This is a genomic window from Bacillus sp. FJAT-25509 (assembly GCF_001420605.1).
GTDB lineage: Bacteria > Bacillota > Bacilli > Bacillales > Bacillaceae_G > Gottfriedia.
This window is the reverse complement of record NZ_LJIZ01000023.1, coordinates 1-20,513: the sequence shown is the minus strand read 5'-3', so window position 1 is coordinate 20,513 and position 20,513 is coordinate 1. Positions and strand designations below refer to the sequence as shown.

Below are 20,513 nucleotides of genomic sequence, written 5' to 3'. Positions count from 1 at the left end.
ACCTAATTTCATTTCTCGTATTCTGCTTTTACAATGCTCCAAACTTTTTGATGAAGCTCATAATTTTCTTTACGATTTGTCTGAATTTCAATTACATGTAATCCATTATTCTTTTTCGCTAATTCATCTTCAAGTTCAAACCAATTTTGAATTTTCGTATGAACACCACCGAAAAGGGCTGTTGCATGCTCGAATTCTAATCCTAAAGGAGTTCCGAATAGTGCCTCGAAATGTTTTTCTTCTTTTGATTGAGGTAAAAATGAGAAGATTCCACCTCCATCATTATTAACAAGTATCACTCTTAAAGGTAAATGATGTAGTTTAGAAAGGACTAGACTATTTAAATCATGATAGAAAGATAAATCTCCAATTAATAATGTTACACATTCTCCAGCTGCTGCCATTCCTAATGCGGTAGCAATTGTCCCGTCTATTCCATTTACCCCTCGATTACAAGCAATTTTTAACTTTTTAGATTGGCTAAGTAAAAACGTATCCACATCACGAATAGGCATACTGTTTGAAACAAACAATGTACTTTCTTCAAGTAAATTTTTTGCTAAAGCTTGAACGATTTTCCCCTCAAAAAGTTCATCAAACTGTTCTGCTTGTTGTAGTCCATTTTTTGTTTTTTCATTAATTGTTTTCCATTTATTCAACCAATCTATTTCTAGACTACTTGTTTTCTGATATGACTCCAATATTGCATTACAAAACTGAATATCATCACAAGAAATCATTTGAGTTGCTTTTAACGTCGGATCCCTCCATAAGTCTCCTTCATCAATTACAATTAGCTCGCAATCTTTTTGCCTTTGTACATATTGGCTAAACGTTTTAGAAACAGGCATTGCCCCGAAACGTACGATCACTTCAGAATCAAGTGTATCCACAACGTCTTCAAAACGAAGAAATGTATCATATGTATCAATTACATTCGAGTCTTCATTACCACTAATCGTTCTTCCATTTGAAAGAGGATCACATAAAACTGGATAGTCTAATATATTCCCTAAAGCTTTAATCTTTTTTAAAGCTCCTTCTTCAACATAAGGACCACAAACTAATAAGCCTTTTCTTTTTGATTGAAAAAGCTTGGTGAACTCACTACTTGTTTCGTTTGAAATTGTCGCAAGAGTTTCAGTAAGTATAGTGTGGGCAGAATTTTTACGCTTTCCTGCTGAAAATAAATCATCAATCGCAAAGTTTGGAACAAGTGGTTCTCGAAGTGGCACATTCATATGTACTGGCCCCATTGGAGCGGTCACACAAGAACGGTAAAGTCGATTAACGCTTGAACGTGCATATTGGTACATTGCCTCAGAAGCTTCTGGTAAGGCTAGCTCAATGAATTTTTTTACAAATGAACCGTATAAACCAATTTGATTCATAGCTTGTGGTGCGCCTATATCTCGAAGCTCATGTGGTCGATCAGCTGTCAATACGATTAATGGAATTCTAGATTCTTTTGCTTCAGAGATAGCTGGCATATAGTTAGAAGCAGCTGTTCCAGAAGTACAGATTAATACTGTAGGCTGTTTCGTGCTTTTAGCGATACCTAAAGCAAAAAATGCTGCCCCTCTTTCATCTACTGCGATATAAGACTTTAATTTTGGATGCTCATTTACTAACATCGATATTGGTGTAGAGCGTGATCCTGGACTTATTACAACGTTTTGAATATTTAGTGCACTTATTTCATCTACAAGAGCACCAATATATTTTGTTAGTGCTTCATTATCTTTCATTTCGTAACCCTCCTAATGCATTTAGCATTGGCAGAAACTTTACACCAGTTTCAAAAAATTCTTCCTCTGGTTTTGAATCTTGTACAACACCACAACCGGCATATAATTTTGCTTTATCTTCTTTAATTAAGGCACTACGTATACCTACAGCAAAATCACCATTTCCGTTTAAATCAATCCAACCTATCGGTGCACCATACCATCCCCGGTCCACAGGTTCAAGTTCACGAATTAATTTACATGCCTCTTCCTTAGGAAATCCTCCAAGTGCAGGTGTTGGATGTAATGCTTGAATTAATTCAAATAAAGAAACATGATTATATAATTTCCCTTCAACTGGCGTGAATAAATGCAATAAACTTTTTGTCGCCATTATTCTTGGTGTTGAGGGAATTGATAATTCATTACAATATTGTTGGAGCGTTTCTCGTATATAGTTTACAACAAAAGCATGTTCACCATTATTTTTTTTACTATTTAATAACCAATCGGCTGCTTCTGTGTTTTCTTCCTTAGTTATTCCTTTTGCGGCAGATCCAGCAAGACACATCGAAGAAACTGTATTATTTTTCTTAGAAATTAATCTCTCAGGTGTAGCGCTTATAAATACTGTATCTTTTAATTGATAAGAAATAACATAGTTAACATTTCTTGTTGCTTCTAGTTCATAAATTACTTTTGTTGAATTTACTTCTGAAGAAAATGTTGCATTTAAAGTTCGATTTAAAACAACTTTTTCTAATTTTTCGTTTTTCATTTGATGAATTGCTTCTTTTACACTCTGAATCCATTCATTTGGTTCAAATTCATCTTTGTTAATACATTCTGATTGTGTAAAGCTTGGTTGCTTCATTCCAAACCTTTCTAAAAAGTCATCATATTCTTTATATTGAAGCAATAAATCCTCTACTGAAGTTTGTTCATTTATTTCATAATTAGAGGTGATGAATGTCCCTTCGTTTGTAACCGTCACCATTAATTTAGGTACATAGAAATGAGAGGTACCAAAATTCTTCCAATCTTGATCATTTTTATAGTTATCAAAAAAAGAGAAACCCCCAAGAGCTATCGGTCCTGTACCAAAGCAATTTTCTTGCTCGATATACACTTGCTCTCCAAAGCGTTTCCATTCTTTTTCTATTGCAGAATACTGTTCTTCTGTACTATGATGAAAAGGAACTAAAGTACCAATTCCTGTGAGAATTAACGAGTTTTCTTGGTTTGACCAATAAAAGCGTTCAGTAAAACCCAATTCATGATAAAAATGGTAAACACTTAGGGGATGGATATTCATTATTTTTTCCACTTTACAAATGAAGCGTTTTGAACAAGCTTTTGCCTTTTGAAGAGAATGCTCAAAGAAGGCAATCGATTCCAGTTGACCTGTTCTAAGCATAATAGTTCCCCCTAGCTTAAATATACGTTAAATACATGATATAACTAAAGATACAACGATGAATGTAGACTGTCAATTTTATGAAGTTCGTCCATACTTTTTTAAAGTAAAATGACCTACATTTTCAAATAATATTAAAAAGGAGGATGTTAACATGCAACCAACTGTTCAATCTCCAACTTCCTCAACAGGTTTTAGAACATGGTGGAATTTATTAAGACCACATACATTAACCGCAGCGTTCATTCCTGTTGCGATTGGAACAATGTTAGCGCACATAGATCACTCATTTCATTTACTTTTATTTCTTTCAATGCTTATTGCAAGTTTACTGATCCAAGCCGCTGCAAATATGATTAATGAATATTATGATTATAAAAGAGGGCTAGATCATGAAGGTTCTGTCGGTATCGGAGGAGCAATCGTAAGGGATGGTATTAAACCTTCAACTGTCTTAAATCTTGCTTTTACTTTTTTTGGTATCGCTCTTCTACTAGGCATTTATATTTGTATTCAAAGTAGCTGGTGGATAGCAGTTATTGGACTTATTTGTATGGCAGCAGCTTATTTTTATACTGGAGGACCACTTCCAATCGCATACACTCCATTTGGTGAGTTAGTTGCGGGCTTTTTTATGGGAGTTGTAATTATTGGTATTACTTACTATATTCAAGCTGGAAATTTACCATCAAATGTGATCTTACTTTCTATTCCTACTTCAATTACAATTGGAGCAATTTTAACAGCAAACAATATTCGTGACCTAGATAATGACAAGGAAAATGGACGAAAAACACTTGTTATCTTATTAGGTAAAAAGAATGCAATTATCTTTATTGGTTCACTATTTGCCGTTGCATATGCTTTAGTTATTGTATTTGTTATCATGAATTTAATTACACCTTTTGCACTTATTTCATTAATAAGTATTCCTGTTGCAATAAAAGCAACAAAAGGATTTATAGGTAAAACTCAACCAATGGAAATGATGCCAGCCATGGCAGCAACAGCAAAAACAAATACTATAATGGGATTCCTTCTTGTTATAGGCTTAATAATTGGAAATATTTTTTCCTAATTAAGACAGAACAATTCCTCAAAAAACTTAATTCATGTTTTCCTCCTTTTTGAACAAAATATGGATAGTCATATTCATTTATTGAAAAGGGGGAGCATGATGCTTTCACAATCACAAATCCAAACATTTAAAAACGAATTACTGAAACAAAAACAACATATAGAAGAAAGACTTAATGATCCAGCCTTTACACCATACTCACTTAGAGATTCTGTTGATGAGCTTTCACTTGCAGACAACCATCCAGGAGATTTAGGAACTGAATTATTTGAACGTGAAAAGGACATTTCACTTCATGAGCATTTAAGAAACGAACTAATTGATGTTAATGCAGCGTTAGAAAAAATTGAAAATGGAACATATGGTATATGTGAAGTAAGTGGTGAAGAAATACCGTTTGAACGGTTACAAGCTCTTCCTACAGCAAAAGCGATGATCGAACATACTCATGATCAGCATATTTCAAGTTCAAGTATAAGATACGATCGTCCCGTTGAGGAAGAAGTACTAAACCCTCCATTTAGTAGAGATCCTAAAGATCGCTCAATGATGTATGACGCCGAAGATGCTTTACAAGATGTTGAAAGATACGGAAATTCTCAAACACCGTCTGATTTTGAATTTAATAATATTGAGGAGTATGGAAGCACATTTACTGAGAGCTATGAAAATGTAGGTTATGTAGAAGAATTTGAAAACTTTATCGGTACTGATATTTACGGAAAAAATCAAACTGTCTACCCTACAAAAAAACATGAACAATATGAACAAGATCTTGATGATTACGAAGAACAAGCTTTAAACGGAGAATTATCTGAAATTGATGTGAAAGACATTGAAAAGTACTAAATGAGTTGAAATTTTATTAAAAAACGATTACTACAATGTGGTCGTTTTTTTTATATTTTTAAATTAAATACATATACTTAATCAAGACAACTTAATTGAGGAGGTTTTATGGATATTAAGTTAATTGTATTATTTTTCTCCTTATACTGTTTATTTTTTATTTCATCTATTTTATTTCCAATCGACTACGAGTGGTATAGTCATCTAATTAAACCTAGCTATACTCCTTCAGATAAAACAATCGGAATCATTTGGGCATTCTTATATTCTTTTATTTCTTTAAGCGTATGTATAATCGTTTCTTTAGGAAAATCCTTTAAAAAAGCAAAATGGTTTTATTTTGTATTTATTATTAATTATGTATTTAACCAGTTGTTTAGCTATTTTCAATTCAAACAAAAAGATTTATTGATGGCTACAATCGACTGTGGACTCGTCTTTGTTACAGCAATTCTTTTAACGACCATCGCTTACAAACATTCAAAAACTTCATTTGTATTACTCATTCCCTATTCTATTTGGTCATTATTTGCAACCTATTTAAACTACAATATCTACGTACTAAATAGATAGATTTCTAGATTAATATAAAAAGGCATCCTAAAAAAGGATGCCTTGAACATAACAAAAATTATTTTTTGTTTACGTTAGCTGCTTGTGGTCCACGGTTTCCTTCGATGATTTCGAATTGAACTTCTTGACCTTCTTCTAAAGTTTTGAAACCTTCGCCTTGAATTGCAGAGAAGTGTACGAATACGTCGTTTCCACTTTCAGTTTGGATGAATCCAAATCCTTTTTCGCTGTTAAACCATTTAACTTTACCGAATTCCATCGATAATACCTCCTAAAAATACATATATACACTATTAATGCGTGCATAAAAGAGGGGTAAAGAAAAAGAACGTCATTGTCCAATCGGCTAAAGGATTGCTACAACATTGAAAGTGGTCAAAACTTCTTTTCAAGACAAAGAAAAATGAGCGTTACTAAAAATTTTGTAGTGCAAATGTATCGTTAATTTCTTACCTTCAAATAAATATGCAGTTAATAGTAACTTAAATATATCATATCTGAAAAAGAGCGTCAATGACACTCGGGCTAAATTGAGAGAATTTTTTATATAATTCTTAATATTTATCTTTTATACATTTTGACCTACCTAGCTTTCTTTAAAAATGGTATATTTTCTCATTAATTAGTCAAAATAATCGAGGATTCTGTAATAATTTATCAAATTTTTTATTATTAAATAACTAGATTTTAGTATTACAATATTTGTATAGTTAAACTAAAAGGAGGAATAAAAATGAAAAATTCTCATGAAGTTACATATAAAATCCATGGCCATGATATGCAGTTTGTACAAGTAGAGCTTGATCCAAAAGAGACCGTGGTTGCTGAAGCCGGAGCAATGATGATGATGGATGATGGTATCGAACTTGAAACAATATTTGGTGACGGTTCAACGCAATCAGGTGGATTATTTGGAAAATTGGTCGGAGCAGGTAAGCGCCTTGTTACAGGTGAAAGCTTGTTTATGACTAGTTTTACAAACCGTTCAAGCTCTTTAAAAACTGTTAGTTTCTCCGCTCCTTACCCTGGAACAATTATACCGTTAGATTTACATGAGTATGGAAATAAAATCATTTGTCAAAAAGATTCTTTCTTGGCAGCAGCAAAAGGAACTTCAGTTGGAATCGAGTTTAGAAAGAAATTGAGTACCGGTCTATTCGGTGGTGAGGGCTTTATCATGCAAAAACTCGAAGGTGATGGTCTTGCTTTCTTGCATGCTGGTGGTTCAATTTACCAAAAAACACTTCAGCCAGGTGAAAAAGTTAAAATCGATACCGGATGTATTGTTGGCTTCACTGGTGATGTTAATTATGAAATAGAATATGTTGGAAATGTAAAAACTGCACTTTTTGGAGGAGAAGGTCTATTCTTCGCTACATTACAAGGTCCTGGAACAATTTGGGTTCAATCATTAACTTTAGCAAGATTAGCTTCTCGAATTGGTCAATACTTACCAAATTCATCTAAAGAAGAAGGTAGTATATTAGGTGGACTTGGTAATTTATTGGATGGTAAAGAATAATTTAGACTACTTTAAAAGCATTTTTTGTATACATACAAAAACTAGTCAACGAAATCTTGACTAGTTTTTTTCTGTTCTATTAACCATTAGATTACTTCCTCTTCTTCTGGTTCTGCTTCACGTATTTTGTAAGTAAAGGTTGGAGTATAATCATAATCCGACTGCATCTTTTTAACGCCTTCAATATAAGTCGATAGAAGGTGACTATTCTTAATAGACCCTTTATTTAGTGAAAAAGTGATTGGATGTTTCACTTGAACGTATTCTAAAAAAATGTTTAATGGCTTCACTTCTACTTTAAAGGGCGGGCTTAAAGGGACCATGTCATATAAATTTACAAATCTTAAACTATGCCTAACATTTTCATCATAGTTTTCTTTAAACTTTATATTCCCTACTTTAGGAGAGCCAAATGAATAGACATTCGGGTTACAAATTCCAGTCATTGCTATTTCATATCCTAATAACGTGGCCAATGAACCACCTAAGCTATGACCCGTTATGAATATTTTTTTTGAAAGAGCCTTTTCCTTCACAATTTCTAAAAGCATTTCTCGACAAGATTGATAAATTGATAGAAACCCCGAATGGACACACCCACCGTTCATCACATAAGGAAATAAGTCTTGATCAATTTTTAAATCAGCTAACCAATCCAAATCTGATTTCGTTCCTCGAAACACAATGTTCACGGATTCATCATTTTCAATAATATAGCCAAACCATTCTAGCTCGCTAATTGCACATGCTTTAATTGTATCTACTAATGAATAGCTTGCTGGAATCATAAATTTACCATCATTCTCAAACTGAGCATATGCCTGTTCAATGCAAAGTAATAATTCTAAGGCCTTATCATAGTCAACTGAAAGGAATTTCAACGTATCTCTCCTTTCTCGCTTTTCATCAAGATATGAAAAACCTCCTAATAAACTAAGAGGAGGTTAAGAATGGTGTAAAGTTCTTTGATGAATATTCCATATTTCTGATGCGTATTGACGAATCGTGCGATCACTCGTAAAAAATCCTGATTTCGCAACATTGTTAAGACTCTTTATAGCCCAATCCCTTTTATTTTGATACGTGTTATTAATACATTCATGCGCTTTCACATATGAAGAGAAATCTCTAAGTAAGAAATACTCATCATTATAAGACATGAGCGAATCAAAAATTGGTTCAAATTCTTCTCTTGGTAACGGAAATAATCCGTGAAGCATTTGATCTAACGCCTTTTTTATTCGCAGATCATGATGGTAATAATCACTGCTTTTATATCCACCATATTGGTAATAATTTAATACCTCGTCAGCTGTAAGTCCGAATGTAAAAATATTCTCCTCGCCAACTTCTCTTAAAATTTCAATATTTGCACCGTCAAGTGTACCAAGCGTTAAAGCACCGTTCATCATAAATTTCATATTACCAGTACCTGAAGCTTCTTTACTTGCTGTCGAAATTTGTTCACTAACATCCGCTGCTGGAAAAATAATTTCACCTAATGAAACTCGATAATTTTCAATAAAAATCACTTTAATAAATTGACTTATATAGCGATCATTATTAACAATATCAGCCACTGAATGAATTAATTTAATGATTTTCTTAGCAAAGTAGTAGCCAGGAGATGCTTTTGCTCCAAAAATAAAGGTTCTAGGATGCATTTTAAAATGTGAATCTTCCTTCAAACGATTATATAAATACATGATATGTAAAACATTTAATAATTGTCTTTTATATGCATGCATCCTTTTTACTTGAATATCAAAGATTGAATCTGTATCTAATGCAATTCCATTTGTATAGTGAACATAATGTTCGAGAACTTCTTTTCTCTTTTTCTTTACATCCATAAATTGCGATAAGAATGCATCGTCATTTTGATATTCTAATAGATTCTCAAGTTGAGTTGGTTCGTGTATCCAACCGTCTCCGATCGAATCATTTATTAAGCTACTAAGCTCAGGATTACATTGGAGTAACCATCTTCTATGTGTAATACCATTTGTTTTATTATTAAACTTGAATGGTTCATACTCATAAAAAAGCTTCATTTCTCTTTGTTTTAAAATTTCGGTGTGGATTTCAGCAACCCCATTAACGCTCTTACTGCCTACAATTGCTAAATGAGCCATTTTAACGACTCCATGAGCAATAATAGCCATTTGTTCAATTCGATCCCAATCACCAGGGTATTTGTTCCAAAGCTCTTTACAATATCTTTCGTTTATTTCTTCTACAATCATATAAATTCTTGGCAATAAAGGCTTAAATAAATCAACTCGCCATTTTTCAAGTGCTTCTGATAAAGTTGTATGATTCGTATATGAAATCGTTTGAGTTGTAATTTCCCATGCTTCATCCCAGGATAACTTTTCAACATCAATTAAAATTCTCATTAACTCTGGAATCGCTAAAACTGGATGTGTATCATTTACATGAATAGCAATTTCTTCATGAAGCTTACGAATATTACCATACTGCTCCTTATATGAATCTACTATTCTTTGAATACTTGCAGAAACTAAAAAATATTGCTGTTTTAGACGTAAAATCTTTCCTTCATCATGTGTATCATCTGGATATAAGAATTCTGAAACTGCTTCTGCCTCTCGCTTATATTTCATCAGTGATTTATTTGAGGAATGAGTAGACGCTTCAGCACTCCATAGTCTCAATGTATTTACCGTGTTTGTATGGTAGCCAATAATCGGTAAATCATACGGTACCGCTGTGATTGCTTCTGCATCATGAAGGCGGAATTCCAACCGATTTTTATTATTAAATGCTTCTACTTCCCCGCCGAATAAAACTTCAATTGCTTCATCATCTCTTCTAACTTCCCAAACATTTCCGTATTTCAGCCATTGCTCAGGTAGCTCCACTTGATATCCATCAACAATTTTTTGGTCAAATAGACCATGTTTGTAGCGGATGCCACATCCATGACCTGGCAAGTCTTGTGATGCTAACGAATCCAGAAAACATGATGCTAATCGTCCAAGTCCACCATTTCCAAGTCCAGCATCACTTTCAAACTCCTCAAGATCACTTAAAGAAATTCCTAATCTCTCGAGGCCAGATTCACATAACTCTCTAAGCCCTAGATGAATTAAATTACTTTTCAAAAGCTTTCCTAATAAGAATTCAATTGATAAATAATAAACTTGTTTTTTTCGCTCTAAGCGGTATTGTTCACTCGTTCCTAACCAATTACCGCTTATATGTTCGCGAATCATCGTTCCGAGTGTTTGAAATTGCTCTTGAGTAGTGCTATCTGCAGTACTCTTTCCATGCATACTTTCTAGTTTCTCTTTAAAACACAACTCAAACTCCTCCACACTAGAAAACATGGAATCACCTCGCCCTAAAAGATTTTTACTTTGAAGACTGCATATATAATTTTGCATATTCTTTAGCAGATTTTAACCAACTTGAATCTCTTCTAATTGCATTCCTTCTGACTGATTTCCAATGTTTTTTATTCTCATAAATACTCAATCCACGTTCAATTGTGTGAAGCATATCGTGAGCATTATAGTTACTAAAAGTAAAACCAGTTCCACTCTTCGTCTCTTCATTATATGACTGGACAGTATCATTTAGCCCCCCAGTCTCTCTTACAATAGGAACACACCCGTACTTCATCGCAATAAGCTGACCTAGTCCACATGGTTCAAATAGAGAAGGCATAAGGAATAAATCTGCACCTGCATAAATCTGATGAGCAAAGCCTTCATCAAATCCAATATAAGCTCTTACTTTATCGTAGTAGTTATGCTCCATTGCTTTAAAAAAGTTCTCGAATTCTTCATCACCAGAACCTAAAATGACTACTTGGACATTATGATCCATCATTTGAGGGAATACGTGTTGAATGAGGTCAATGCCTTTTTGACTTGTTAATCGGGAAACCATTGCAATAATAGGAATATTTTCATCCACTTTTAATGCAAGTGACTCCTGCAATTTCAATTTATTTTCTGTCTTATTTTCGATGGTAAATTCATCGAAATTAGAGTAAATTTTTCGATCAGTAGATGGATTATAAATTGTTTCATCGATTCCGTTTACAATCCCAAAAAGTTTGTGATCTTGCTCACGTAATAGTCCATCTAATTGCTCTCCAAAAAATTCATGCTTAATTTCTTCTTTATAAGTTGGACTAACAGTTGTTACGAAATCGCTTGAAATGATTCCAGCTTTCATAAAGTTGATACAATCGTAAAATTTCAAATAGTCATCGCGGAAATATTGTTCATCAATACCTAACATATCGTCCATTACTTCTTTTGAAAATACGCCTTGGAATTGAAGGTTATGGATTGTAAAAACAGATTTCATTTTTGGATTAATCTCTTTTAATGCGCCATACTCTTTCATGAAAAATGGGATCATTGCTGTATGCCAGTCGTGACAGTGAATTACATCTGGTTTAAAGTCTAATTCTTTAATACATTCAATTGCAGCTAAAGAAAAGAATGCAAAACGCTCACCATCATCAAAATGACCGTACAACTTATCACGATTGAAATAGTATTCGTTATCAATAAAATAATAGGTTGTTCCTTCTACTTTCAATTCAAATAAACCACAATACTGTTTTCTCCAGCCTAGATTTATAGAAAGCTCTTTTACTAGCTTAGCCTCTTCTCTATATTTAGCGGGAATTAACGAGTAGAATGGAAGCATTACTCTTACATTCATATTTAGTTTATTTAAATACTTCGGGAGAGCGCCTGCAACATCTGCAAGCCCTCCCGATTTAACAAATGGTACACATTCTGAAACAATATATAAAACATTTACCACTGAATCAACGCTCCTTGGACTGAACCTTTTTGAAGCACTACTGGCTCACTTAAGCTTCCTTTTATTTCAACACCATCTTCAATTCGAACATCTTTATCTAAAATAACGCCATCTAATATACAATTATCTCCAATGATTGATTTTTGCATAACAACACAATTGCGAATAATTGTATTTTTTCCAATTTTCACAGCTCTTGAAATAATACTATTTTCAACCGTTCCCTCAATTTCACATCCATTAGCTACAATTGAATTTTTTACAATAGCTTCTTTTGAATATTTTGTTGGTGGCTCATCTTTAACCTTAGTAAAGACAGGATAAGATTTTAAGAATAATTGATTCCATGTCTCAGGATTTAATAATTTCATACTTTGCTCGAAATAATCCTCAATTGTTTGAATGATTGAAACTTGTTGAGGTATTTCATACGCACTTAGATCAACCTCATTATTTTGATCGCGTACAACGTCCATAATTGTTTCATAGCCTTTTTCATGGAAGTTTTCAAAAAGCTTTAACAATAACTCTTTTTCAAGGATATAGATATTTAAAGATTTACCGAACTGCTTTAACTCAGTAATTTGAGCATTTGTTTCGATATGTCTCTTTAAAACTGGTCTAAAATCCACTGAACAAATCGTATAAGTATTTGCTACTACTACATACTTTTGAGTAGAACGTTGTAAAAATTGAATATGCTTTTCGATGAAATCGAATGTACCAAAAGCTCCATCAGTTGGCTCAGGCGTAAAAATAAATAGTCCATCCTTTTTACGATTTAAGTCCCAATGCTTACCAGAGCCTAAGTGATCAATAATTGATCGATAAGGTTGATCAGGAAATACAGCGACACTCGTAATACCTGAGTTCACCATATTACTTAACATAAAATCGATTAAACGATATCGACCTGCATAAGGAAGTGTTGCTAATGGTCGATGCTGTGTTAACGGCTTTAAAGATTCAAAATGTGTTGACGCCTCAATTATTCCTAGCATAGTATGTTTCATCAAATAACCCTCTCAATCTATTTTTCTATTTGAGGAATGAGCCACCTCTTATTCTCCGCTTGTAACTAGAATTACCTCTTCATAATCTTTCTCAGGACCTAGAAGACTTCCATCAGGAATAACCATTCCAGGAGCTACTACTGCACTTTCAATTCGAACATCTTTTCCAATAACACAACCTGGCATAACGACAGAATCTTTTATCATACTGCCTTCTCCGATTGTTACTCCTTGGAATAATACAGAATGTGATATAAATCCTTCAACTACACACCCCTCATTAATTAGAGAGTCTTCAACGATTGCCGTAGGTGCAATATATTGTGGTGGTTGGTTCGGATTAACTGAATATATGCGCCAATCACGATCATATATATTTAGTTCACTATCCTCATTTAACAAATCCATATTAGCTTCCCATAAGCTTTTTACTGTACCAACATCTTTCCAATAACCTTTGAAAGGGTATGCAACTACTTTTTTCTTTTCTTCTAATAATAGTGGAATAACGTCTTTACCAAAGTCATTACTTGATTCTGGATTGCGATCATCCATCTCTAAAAACTCTTTTAAAACATTCCATTTAAAAATATAAATTCCCATTGATGCTAAATTACTCTTTGGATATTGAGGCTTTTCTTCAAATTCTATAATATCCATTTCATCATTTGTATTCATAATCCCGAAACGGCTAGCTTCATCAATCGGAACTTCGATAACTGAAATAGATACATCTGCTTCTTTTTCAACATGATAGTCTAACATTTTACTATAATCCATCTTATAAATATGGTCACCTGAAAGAATCAACACATATTCAGGCTGATATTGCTTTATATAATTTAAATTTTGATAAATCGCACTTGCAGTACCTGTATACCATTTAACGCCAGATGCTTCTGAATATGGAGGTAAAACAGTTACCCCACCATTTAAGCGATCTAAATCCCATGCACTTCCTATACCAATATATGAGTTTAGTACTAGTGGTTGATATTGGGTTAGCACCCCAACAGTATCAATACCTGAATTTGTGCAATTACTTAAAGTAAAATCTATTATTCGATATTTACCTCCGAAAGCCACGGCTGGTTTTGCTAGTTCCTTTGTTAAAGAACTTAATCTACTCCCTTTTCCCCCTGCTAGTAACATTGCTACGCATTTTTTCTGAACCATTGCTGCTAATCCCCTTTCGCATTTTAACTGGACGTATGATTGTAAAACTAAAGGCAGGTAATGCTATTTCAATACTGTATGGTAAACCATGAAATGGTATTTCTTCTGATTCAATGGCAGAACGATTTATTTTACTATCGCCACCAAATTGTACATAGTCACTTGAAAGCAATTCTTTAAATCGCTGCTTTGCTGGTACTCCAATTCGATATGTGTCATAGGAAACTTCTCTAAAATTACAGATTACGACGACATAATCTTCTTTGTTTTTTCCTTTTCGGATAAATGAAAATACACTTTGATCTGCATTATTTGCATCAATCCATGAAAATCCATCCCAATGATTATCAACTTCATAAAGTGATTTATTTTTTTTATAAATCGATAATAACTCTTTGAAATATTTGTTCATCTTGGAATGATATTCATAATCTTTAATCATCCAATCAACTTGCTCTAAATCCTTCCACTCATCAAATTGCCCAAATTCACTTCCCATAAACAAAAGCTTCTTACCTGGATGAGCTAAATAATAACCAAATAGTACCCTTAATTGAGCAAACTTTTCCTCGTATGTACCTGGCATTTTATTTAGCAAAGATTTCTTACCATGTACTACTTCATCATGTGAAAAAGGTAAAACAAAATTTTCTGAGAAGGCATATAAAAACGAGAAAGTCATCTTATTATGATGATGCTTTCTTTCCGTTGGGTGTTTCTCCATATAAGTCAAAACATCATTCATCCAACCCATATTCCACTTAAAATTAAAACCTAATCCACCTTCGTATGTAGGTGCAGTAACTAATGGCCAATCAGTAGAATCTTCTGCAATCATTAATACTTGTGGATCATGTTCAAATACCGCTTCATTTAATTTTCTTAAAAAGTGAGTTGCAAAAGGATTCTCTTCATTTCTATTTTTCCAATATAATATATTTGCAACAGCGTCTACTCTGAAACCATCAATATGAAAATATTCCATCCAATATAAGGCGTTTGAAATAAGAAATGATTTTACTTCTGGTTTTGATAAGTCAAAATTCGCTGTTCCCCATACTTCATTTTCTCTAGCTTCATAACCTTCATATTCATATGTCGGTTCACCATCAAACATGTATAATCCGTGAGAATCCTTACAAAAATGACCAGGCACCCAATCCATAATGACTCCCAATCCTTGCTGGTGGCATTCGTCAATAAAGCTCATTAACTCATGAGGATTTCCATATCGACTAGTAGATGAAAAATATCCTACTCCTTGATACCCCCAAGAACGATCATATGGATGTTCAACTAATGGTAGTATTTCAATATGTGTAAAACCATGATCTTTTACATATGGAATTAGTTCTGCCGCTAGTTCTGCATAAGTGTAGAAATCACCGTTTTTCTTCTTTTTCCAAGACCCTAAATGTACTTCATAAATCAAAACTGGCTCTTCATATACAGACTTTTTAAATTTCTGCTTACGATATTTTGCATCTTTCCATTTATATCCCGAAAGATCATAAACGATCGAAGCTGTGCTTGGTCGTAGTTCACTATAGAAAGCAAAAGGATCACTTTTTAATAAAACATCACCCTGTTTGGTTGATATTTCATACTTGTATATCGTCCCATGACCAATTTCGGGGATATATATCGTCCAAATCCCTTGATCGTTCAACTTTTCCATTTCATGTTCAGAACCATTCCAATTATTAAAGTCCCCAACAACTGAGACACCTTTCGCATGTGGAGCCCACACTGTAAAATTAGTTCCAACTTTATTCCCTTTTTTTACTACATGTGCCCCAAAGCATTCATGGCTATGGAATAAACTTCCCTCATGGAATAAATGCACATCAAACTCAGTTGGCCGTGTCAAAAGCAACATCCTCACCTCATTACAATCTCTTAAATTCTTCTATCTCTTAATATTCTACAAATATATATATTCACCTTGTTTTTATGCAAAAAAAATTCAAAAACTTTTTTCCGAAAATGAATAACCATTCATGAAACCGTTGTCATTATTGCACTTGTCGTAAAAATGTCGAATTTGTCGAACGAATATTTACGTATATTTATACATCGTATTTTGAAATTCCCTTGTTACAATTTGTAAAAATTTGATTTTTCATAAAATTTCATACATATTTCACACTTTTATCTCATATAAACTTTATATTTAAAAAGATTTGTAGAAGACTGTCGAATTAAGTAGAAGAATTTTTTTGGGGAAAATATTTAAAAATCAACAACATATTTTATGGAAATTCAGATGCAAAATTAAAAATAATCTCTAAACCGAATTCAATTTATACGTAATACGGAAGACCAAGCAAATATAAATGTTGATTAAAATAGTGTAATTAAATTAACTGACTTACGTTAGAGGCAATTCAACAAAAATTATTGAGATCCATTTATATAGGTTCACTTCAAACTTACTAAAGCTCGTGTCAATTTCATTATTTTCCTGAACTGACTTTAAGCTCACTTAAATAACAATCGTAATATAGTAAAAAGGATCTTCGTTTTTTACGAAAATCCTTTTTTGTCATATTCTTCAATTGCTTATTAAACTTGCATTCGTTTACTTGATGATACTACACGTGAACGAATATCTGAAATTAGAAATACACCACATAAAATGACAAGAAAACCAAACAACATTCCTAATGTAATATGTTCTTTCAAAATAAGAACTCCCCAGATCATTCCAAACACAGGAATTAAAAAAGTAACACTTAATGTTTTGGTTGGCCCAACACTTTCGATAAGATAAAAGTACAATAAATAGGCTATAGCAGTACAAAATAATGCTAATCCTAGAACTGCTAATATAGCAACTCCCGAAATTTTATCTGTAAATGCAGTAAAATTTAAAAATGTAAAAGGTAAAAGTAAAATTGCAGCACCAATTTGTTGACCTGCTGCAATTGATAGTGGTGGCACTGAAGCAAATGCTTTCTTTGCATAAACACCTGCAAGTCCATATGAAATAGTCGACAAAACTGCAAGTCCAATTGCTATTTTAACATCATAAGTAAACGGAATTGAACTCCACCCTACTAACAAAATCACTCCTATTACTCCCACTATTATTCCAATCCACTTTCGCATACTCAACTTTTCTTTCGTCCATAAAAAGACAACAAGCGCTGTAAATAATGGCGTCAAAGAGTTTAGAATGGATGACATTGAGGCTGTCAGATGCAATGCTGATGTAGCAATTAATGTAAATGGAATTGCTGCATTTAATGCCCCTATTATTAAATATTGTCTCCATCTCTTTTTAAAGTGTAATGACTTTTTAGTAATGACCAAATATAGCACCAGGGTGAACGCAGCAATTGTTACTCTTCCTTGTATTGTTAAAATTGGTCCAAAAACTGGTGAAGCTATTCGAATAAATAAAAATGAAGCTCCCCATAATGCAGCTAAGCTTAATAAAGCTATTCCATCTTTTAATTTCATTTATTTAACCCCTTTCTGAATATGGTTGGAGTGTTATGAAAATGATGACGAAACATGCTTGAAAAATGTGCCGAGCTTTTAAAGCCAAGTTTATGCGCTATTTCAGTTATAGTTTTCTCAGTATCTTGTAACAATCCTAAAGCTTCTATCATTCTTAACTTAGTTGCGTATTCTAACGGTGATAAACCTGTGGATTTTTTAAATAATCTTTGCAAGTGAAATTTACTTACTCCCACTTCCTTTGCTAACCGATCCAATGTTAAGCTATTTCGATATTCTTTTTCAATAAAATGTTTAGCTGATAAAATAATATCCTCCTCATTTGTGTGAAGTAAATCAGGGCGACACCTTTTACATGGACGGTATCCTTCGTTAATTGCCAAGGAAAATGACGGATAATATGATACATTTTCTTTTAATGGAGTTCTTGACTTACACGAAGGTTTACAACAAATACCAGTGGACTTAACTGCATATATAAACACTCCATCGTAGTTTTCATCGCATGATTCAACTGCATTCCACATGACCTCATTATTTAATCCGTTCATTTAATCACCTCATCTTTAGCTATTCACATTTTAACACTAAGATATTGCGCTTGCTTTCAATTTCTTGCTTTCTATTTCTATAGAAGAAGGATAATAGTTAATAGATCAACTGATGATGTTTAGATTTAAAATGAGTGAAAAGGATATTAGTATTGAAAAATAAGGATATGTGACCCAAATGAAGAATAATGGAAAAGAGGAATAGCAAACCCGTGGAGAGCTAGGACTACGATGTGCTGTTTCTATTACTTTATTTGTAAAATTGACAGCAAACATATTACAACTATAAGAGCTCCCTCCCTGTACATCCTAAAATGAAAGAAGAACACTCTAATATATGAAGAAAGGCGTATTCAATTAAATGTCGTTCACTAAAGTCCTAAAAAAGACAAATAAAAAACTCAGTTACCTGTGTTATCACAAATAACTGAGCTTTAGTTATGACCCGTACGGGACTCGAACCCGTGTTACCGCCGTGAAAGGGCGGTGTCTTAACCGCTTGACCAACGGGCCAAAAAAAAATATGGCAGAGAAGAAGGGATTCGAACCCTCGCACCGGTTACCCGATCTACACCCTTAGCAGGGGCGCCCCTTGAGCCACTTGGGTACTTCTCTATCATATGGCTCCGCAGGTAGGGTTCGAACCTACGACCACTCGGTTAACAGCCGAGTGCTCTACCACTGAGCTACTGCGGAAAAACTAATTATAAAAATTAATGGTGGGCCTAAATGGACTCGAACCATCGACCTCACGCTTATCAGGCGTGCGCTCTAACCAGCTGAGCTATAGGCCCATTAAATTTTATAAAAAAGCGGGTGATGGGAATCGAACCCACGACCGAAGCTTGGAAGGCTTCTATTTTACCATTAAACTACACCCGCAAAATATGGGGCGACCGATGGGAATCGAACCCACGAGTGTCGGAACCACAATCCGATGCGTTAACCACTTCGCCACGACCGCCATAAAGAGTGCCGACTAGAGGACTTGAACCCCCAACCTACTGATTACAAGTCAGTTGCTCTACCAATTGAGCTAAGTCGGCTTATTATTATAATCATTTTTTTTATTTAAGATGGTGGCTCGGGACGGAATCGAACCGCCGACACGAGGATTTTCAGTCCTCTGCTCTACCGACTGAGCTACCGAGCCAACTTAAATGGCGGTCCCGACCGGGATCGAACCGGCGATCTCCTGCGTGACAGGCAGGCATGTTAACCGCTACACCACGGGACCATTTGGTTGCGGGGACAGGATTTGAACCTGCGACCTTCGGGTTATGAGCCCGACGAGCTACCAGACTGCTCCACCCCGCGATAATGTGGATACTATTTAATATAGTTCCAATAAAGTTATTTTGTTAAGACCATCCCAATCTCAGGATGATTATGCAAGTAGCAGCTCGATTGGTATGCTGAAGTAATTTCTTCGAAGCATATTCGTTCGTGCTCCACCCCGCGATAATGTGGATACTAACTAAGTTAGTTCCATTTATATAAAGTTTAATAAAAATGGAGGAGTAAGAGGGATTCGAACCCCCGCGGGCTGTTACACCCCTGTCGGTTTTCAAGACCGATCCCTTCAGCCAGACTTGGGTATTACTCCATTATAAGTGGTGGACCTTGTAGGACTCGAACCTACGACCGGACGGTTATGAGCCGTCTGCTCTAACCAGCTGAGCTAAAGGTCCTTAAATAAGTAGCGGCGGAGGGAGTCGAACCCACGACCTCACGGGTATGAACCGTACGCTCTAGCCAGCTGAGCTACACCGCCATAATAAATTAATTTAAGTTCTTCAAGTGGAGCCTAGCGGGATCGAACCGCTGACCTCCTGCGTGCAAGGCAGGCGCTCTCCCAGCTGAGCTAAGGCCCCATGTTTTAAATGGTCGGGAAGACAGGATTTGAACCTGCGACCCCCTGGTCCCAAACCAGGTGCTCTACCAAGCTGAGCCACTTCCCGTTCAGAATTACAGGTGAAACAATATGGCGCGCCCGAAAGGACTCGAACCCATAACCTTTTGATCCGTAGTCAAACGCTCTATCCAATTGAGCTACGGGCGCATATTATAAAAATGGTACCGAGGGCCGGACTCGAACCGGCACGGGGTCAACCCCCGCAGGATTTTAAGTCCTGTGTGTCTGCCATTCCACCACCCCGGCAGCATATATGGAGCGGAAGACGGGGCTCGAACCCGCGACCCCAACCTTGGCAAGGTTGTATTCTACCACTGAACTACTTCCGCATATACTGTTTAACAAGATAAATGGTGCGGGTGAAGGGACTCGAACCCCCACACCGAAGTACTAGATCCTAAGTCTAGCGCGTCTG

At 34.8% G+C, this 20,513-nt stretch carries 15 protein-coding genes and 18 tRNA genes; 4 read left to right on the top strand and 29 right to left on the bottom strand.

What is annotated here, in order from left to right:
* Nucleotides 1-8: 8 nt before the first annotated feature.
* Both menD and AN960_RS15385 read right to left on the bottom strand, forming a co-directional pair.
* Nucleotides 9-1,748, bottom strand: coding sequence for a 2-succinyl-5-enolpyruvyl-6-hydroxy-3-cyclohexene-1-carboxylic-acid synthase (gene menD / locus AN960_RS15390; protein ID WP_056473275.1), 1,740 nt, complete (start codon nt 1,746-1,748; stop codon nt 9-11).
* A complete protein-coding gene (locus AN960_RS15385; protein ID WP_056473274.1) occupies nt 1,738-3,144 on the bottom strand; it encodes an isochorismate synthase in 1,407 nt (468 codons plus the stop codon). Before AN960_RS15385 ends, menD begins: the two co-directional genes overlap by 11 nt.
* Nucleotides 3,145-3,298: 154 nt before the next feature.
* Here AN960_RS15385 and AN960_RS15380 point away from each other — a divergent pair, with 154 nt between their 5' ends.
* The 3 genes from AN960_RS15380 to AN960_RS15370 all read left to right on the top strand — a co-directional run bounded on the left by AN960_RS15380 (nt 3,299) and on the right by AN960_RS15370 (nt 5,644).
* On the top strand, nt 3,299-4,222 hold the full coding sequence (locus AN960_RS15380) for a 1,4-dihydroxy-2-naphthoate polyprenyltransferase (RefSeq protein ID WP_056473273.1): 924 nt from the start codon (nt 3,299-3,301) through the stop codon (nt 4,220-4,222).
* Between the two features lie 99 nt (nt 4,223-4,321).
* A complete protein-coding gene (locus AN960_RS15375; RefSeq protein WP_056473272.1) occupies nt 4,322-5,071 on the top strand; it encodes a TraR/DksA C4-type zinc finger protein in 750 nt (249 codons plus the stop codon).
* A gap of 108 nt (nt 5,072-5,179) precedes the next feature.
* Nucleotides 5,180-5,644 (top strand): TspO/MBR family protein, encoded by a 465-nt coding sequence (locus AN960_RS15370; RefSeq protein ID WP_056473271.1) that lies wholly within the window; start codon nt 5,180-5,182, stop codon nt 5,642-5,644.
* Between the two features lie 58 nt (nt 5,645-5,702).
* Here AN960_RS15370 and AN960_RS15365 read toward each other — a convergent pair whose 3' ends face one another.
* Complete coding sequence (locus AN960_RS15365; protein ID WP_056473269.1) at nt 5,703-5,903, bottom strand: cold-shock protein; 201 nt, start codon at nt 5,901-5,903, stop codon at nt 5,703-5,705.
* Nucleotides 5,904-6,377: 474 nt separating this feature from the next.
* On the opposite strand from AN960_RS15365, the gene AN960_RS15360 reads away from it, so the two are divergent.
* Entirely contained in the window at nt 6,378-7,166 is a 789-nt protein-coding gene (locus AN960_RS15360) for a TIGR00266 family protein (RefSeq protein WP_056473267.1), read from the top strand.
* 86 nt (nt 7,167-7,252) lie between these two features.
* On the opposite strand, the gene AN960_RS15355 is transcribed toward AN960_RS15360, so the two are convergent.
* From AN960_RS15355 to AN960_RS15230, 26 genes are all read right to left on the bottom strand, one after another.
* On the bottom strand, nt 7,253-8,047 hold the full coding sequence (locus AN960_RS15355) for a lipase family protein (protein WP_056473264.1): 795 nt from the start codon (nt 8,045-8,047) through the stop codon (nt 7,253-7,255).
* Between the two features lie 63 nt (nt 8,048-8,110).
* On the bottom strand, nt 8,111-10,519 hold the full coding sequence (locus AN960_RS15350) for a glycogen/starch/alpha-glucan phosphorylase (RefSeq protein ID WP_056473262.1): 2,409 nt from the start codon (nt 10,517-10,519) through the stop codon (nt 8,111-8,113).
* Nucleotides 10,520-10,544: 25 nt separating this feature from the next.
* Nucleotides 10,545-11,978 carry a glycogen synthase GlgA gene (gene glgA / locus AN960_RS15345; RefSeq protein WP_056473261.1) on the bottom strand — a complete coding sequence of 478 codons (1,434 nt, stop codon included), beginning with the start codon at nt 11,976-11,978 and terminating at the stop codon, nt 10,545-10,547.
* Nucleotides 11,972-12,991: a GlgC family sugar phosphate nucleotidyltransferase gene (locus tag AN960_RS15340; protein ID WP_056473257.1), complete on the bottom strand. Its 1,020-nt coding sequence runs from the start codon at nt 12,989-12,991 to the stop codon at nt 11,972-11,974. Before AN960_RS15340 ends, glgA begins: the two co-directional genes overlap by 7 nt.
* Before the next feature lie 48 nt (nt 12,992-13,039).
* Nucleotides 13,040-14,167, bottom strand: coding sequence for a glucose-1-phosphate adenylyltransferase (locus tag AN960_RS15335; RefSeq protein ID WP_056473255.1), 1,128 nt, complete (start codon nt 14,165-14,167; stop codon nt 13,040-13,042).
* Nucleotides 14,115-16,043, bottom strand: a complete 1,929-nt coding sequence (glgB, locus tag AN960_RS15330; protein ID WP_056473253.1) for a 1,4-alpha-glucan branching protein GlgB — start codon at nt 16,041-16,043, stop codon at nt 14,115-14,117. Before glgB ends, AN960_RS15335 begins: the two co-directional genes overlap by 53 nt.
* A 689-nt stretch (nt 16,044-16,732) precedes the next feature.
* Nucleotides 16,733-17,632 carry a DMT family transporter gene (locus AN960_RS15325; RefSeq protein ID WP_056473250.1) on the bottom strand — a complete coding sequence of 300 codons (900 nt, stop codon included), beginning with the start codon at nt 17,630-17,632 and terminating at the stop codon, nt 16,733-16,735.
* Complete coding sequence (locus AN960_RS15320; protein ID WP_056473248.1) at nt 17,629-18,183, bottom strand: bifunctional transcriptional activator/DNA repair enzyme AdaA; 555 nt, start codon at nt 18,181-18,183, stop codon at nt 17,629-17,631. The genes AN960_RS15325 and AN960_RS15320 overlap by 4 nt, the downstream gene beginning before the upstream one ends.
* A gap of 441 nt (nt 18,184-18,624) precedes the next feature.
* Nucleotides 18,625-18,696, bottom strand: a tRNA-Glu gene (locus AN960_RS15315).
* Between the two features lie 11 nt (nt 18,697-18,707).
* Nucleotides 18,708-18,798, bottom strand: a tRNA-Ser gene (locus AN960_RS15310).
* A gap of 6 nt (nt 18,799-18,804) precedes the next feature.
* Nucleotides 18,805-18,879 (bottom strand) — tRNA-Asn (locus AN960_RS15305).
* A 21-nt stretch (nt 18,880-18,900) separates the two neighbouring features.
* A tRNA-Ile gene (locus AN960_RS15300) sits at nt 18,901-18,977 on the bottom strand.
* Between the two features lie 17 nt (nt 18,978-18,994).
* Nucleotides 18,995-19,065 (bottom strand) — tRNA-Gly (locus AN960_RS15295).
* Nucleotides 19,066-19,071: 6 nt separating this feature from the next.
* A tRNA-His gene (locus AN960_RS15290) sits at nt 19,072-19,147 on the bottom strand.
* Nucleotides 19,148-19,156: 9 nt separating this feature from the next.
* Nucleotides 19,157-19,229, bottom strand: a tRNA-Thr gene (locus tag AN960_RS15285).
* Between the two features lie 31 nt (nt 19,230-19,260).
* Nucleotides 19,261-19,336, bottom strand: a tRNA-Phe gene (locus AN960_RS15280).
* A gap of 8 nt (nt 19,337-19,344) precedes the next feature.
* A tRNA-Asp gene (locus tag AN960_RS15275) sits at nt 19,345-19,420 on the bottom strand.
* 3 nt (nt 19,421-19,423) lie between these two features.
* Nucleotides 19,424-19,500, bottom strand: a tRNA-Met gene (locus AN960_RS15270).
* 196 nt (nt 19,501-19,696) lie between these two features.
* A tRNA-Ser gene (locus AN960_RS15265) sits at nt 19,697-19,789 on the bottom strand.
* A gap of 8 nt (nt 19,790-19,797) precedes the next feature.
* A tRNA-Ile gene (locus AN960_RS15260) sits at nt 19,798-19,874 on the bottom strand.
* A 9-nt stretch (nt 19,875-19,883) separates the two neighbouring features.
* Nucleotides 19,884-19,957: transfer RNA gene (locus AN960_RS15255), tRNA-Met, on the bottom strand.
* 27 nt (nt 19,958-19,984) lie between these two features.
* Nucleotides 19,985-20,057: transfer RNA gene (locus AN960_RS15250), tRNA-Ala, on the bottom strand.
* A gap of 10 nt (nt 20,058-20,067) precedes the next feature.
* Nucleotides 20,068-20,144 (bottom strand) — tRNA-Pro (locus AN960_RS15245).
* Nucleotides 20,145-20,168: 24 nt separating this feature from the next.
* Nucleotides 20,169-20,245: transfer RNA gene (locus AN960_RS15240), tRNA-Arg, on the bottom strand.
* 12 nt (nt 20,246-20,257) lie between these two features.
* A tRNA-Leu gene (locus AN960_RS15235) sits at nt 20,258-20,344 on the bottom strand.
* Nucleotides 20,345-20,352: 8 nt separating this feature from the next.
* A tRNA-Gly gene (locus AN960_RS15230) sits at nt 20,353-20,427 on the bottom strand.
* Between the last annotated feature and the right edge of the window lie 86 nt (nt 20,428-20,513).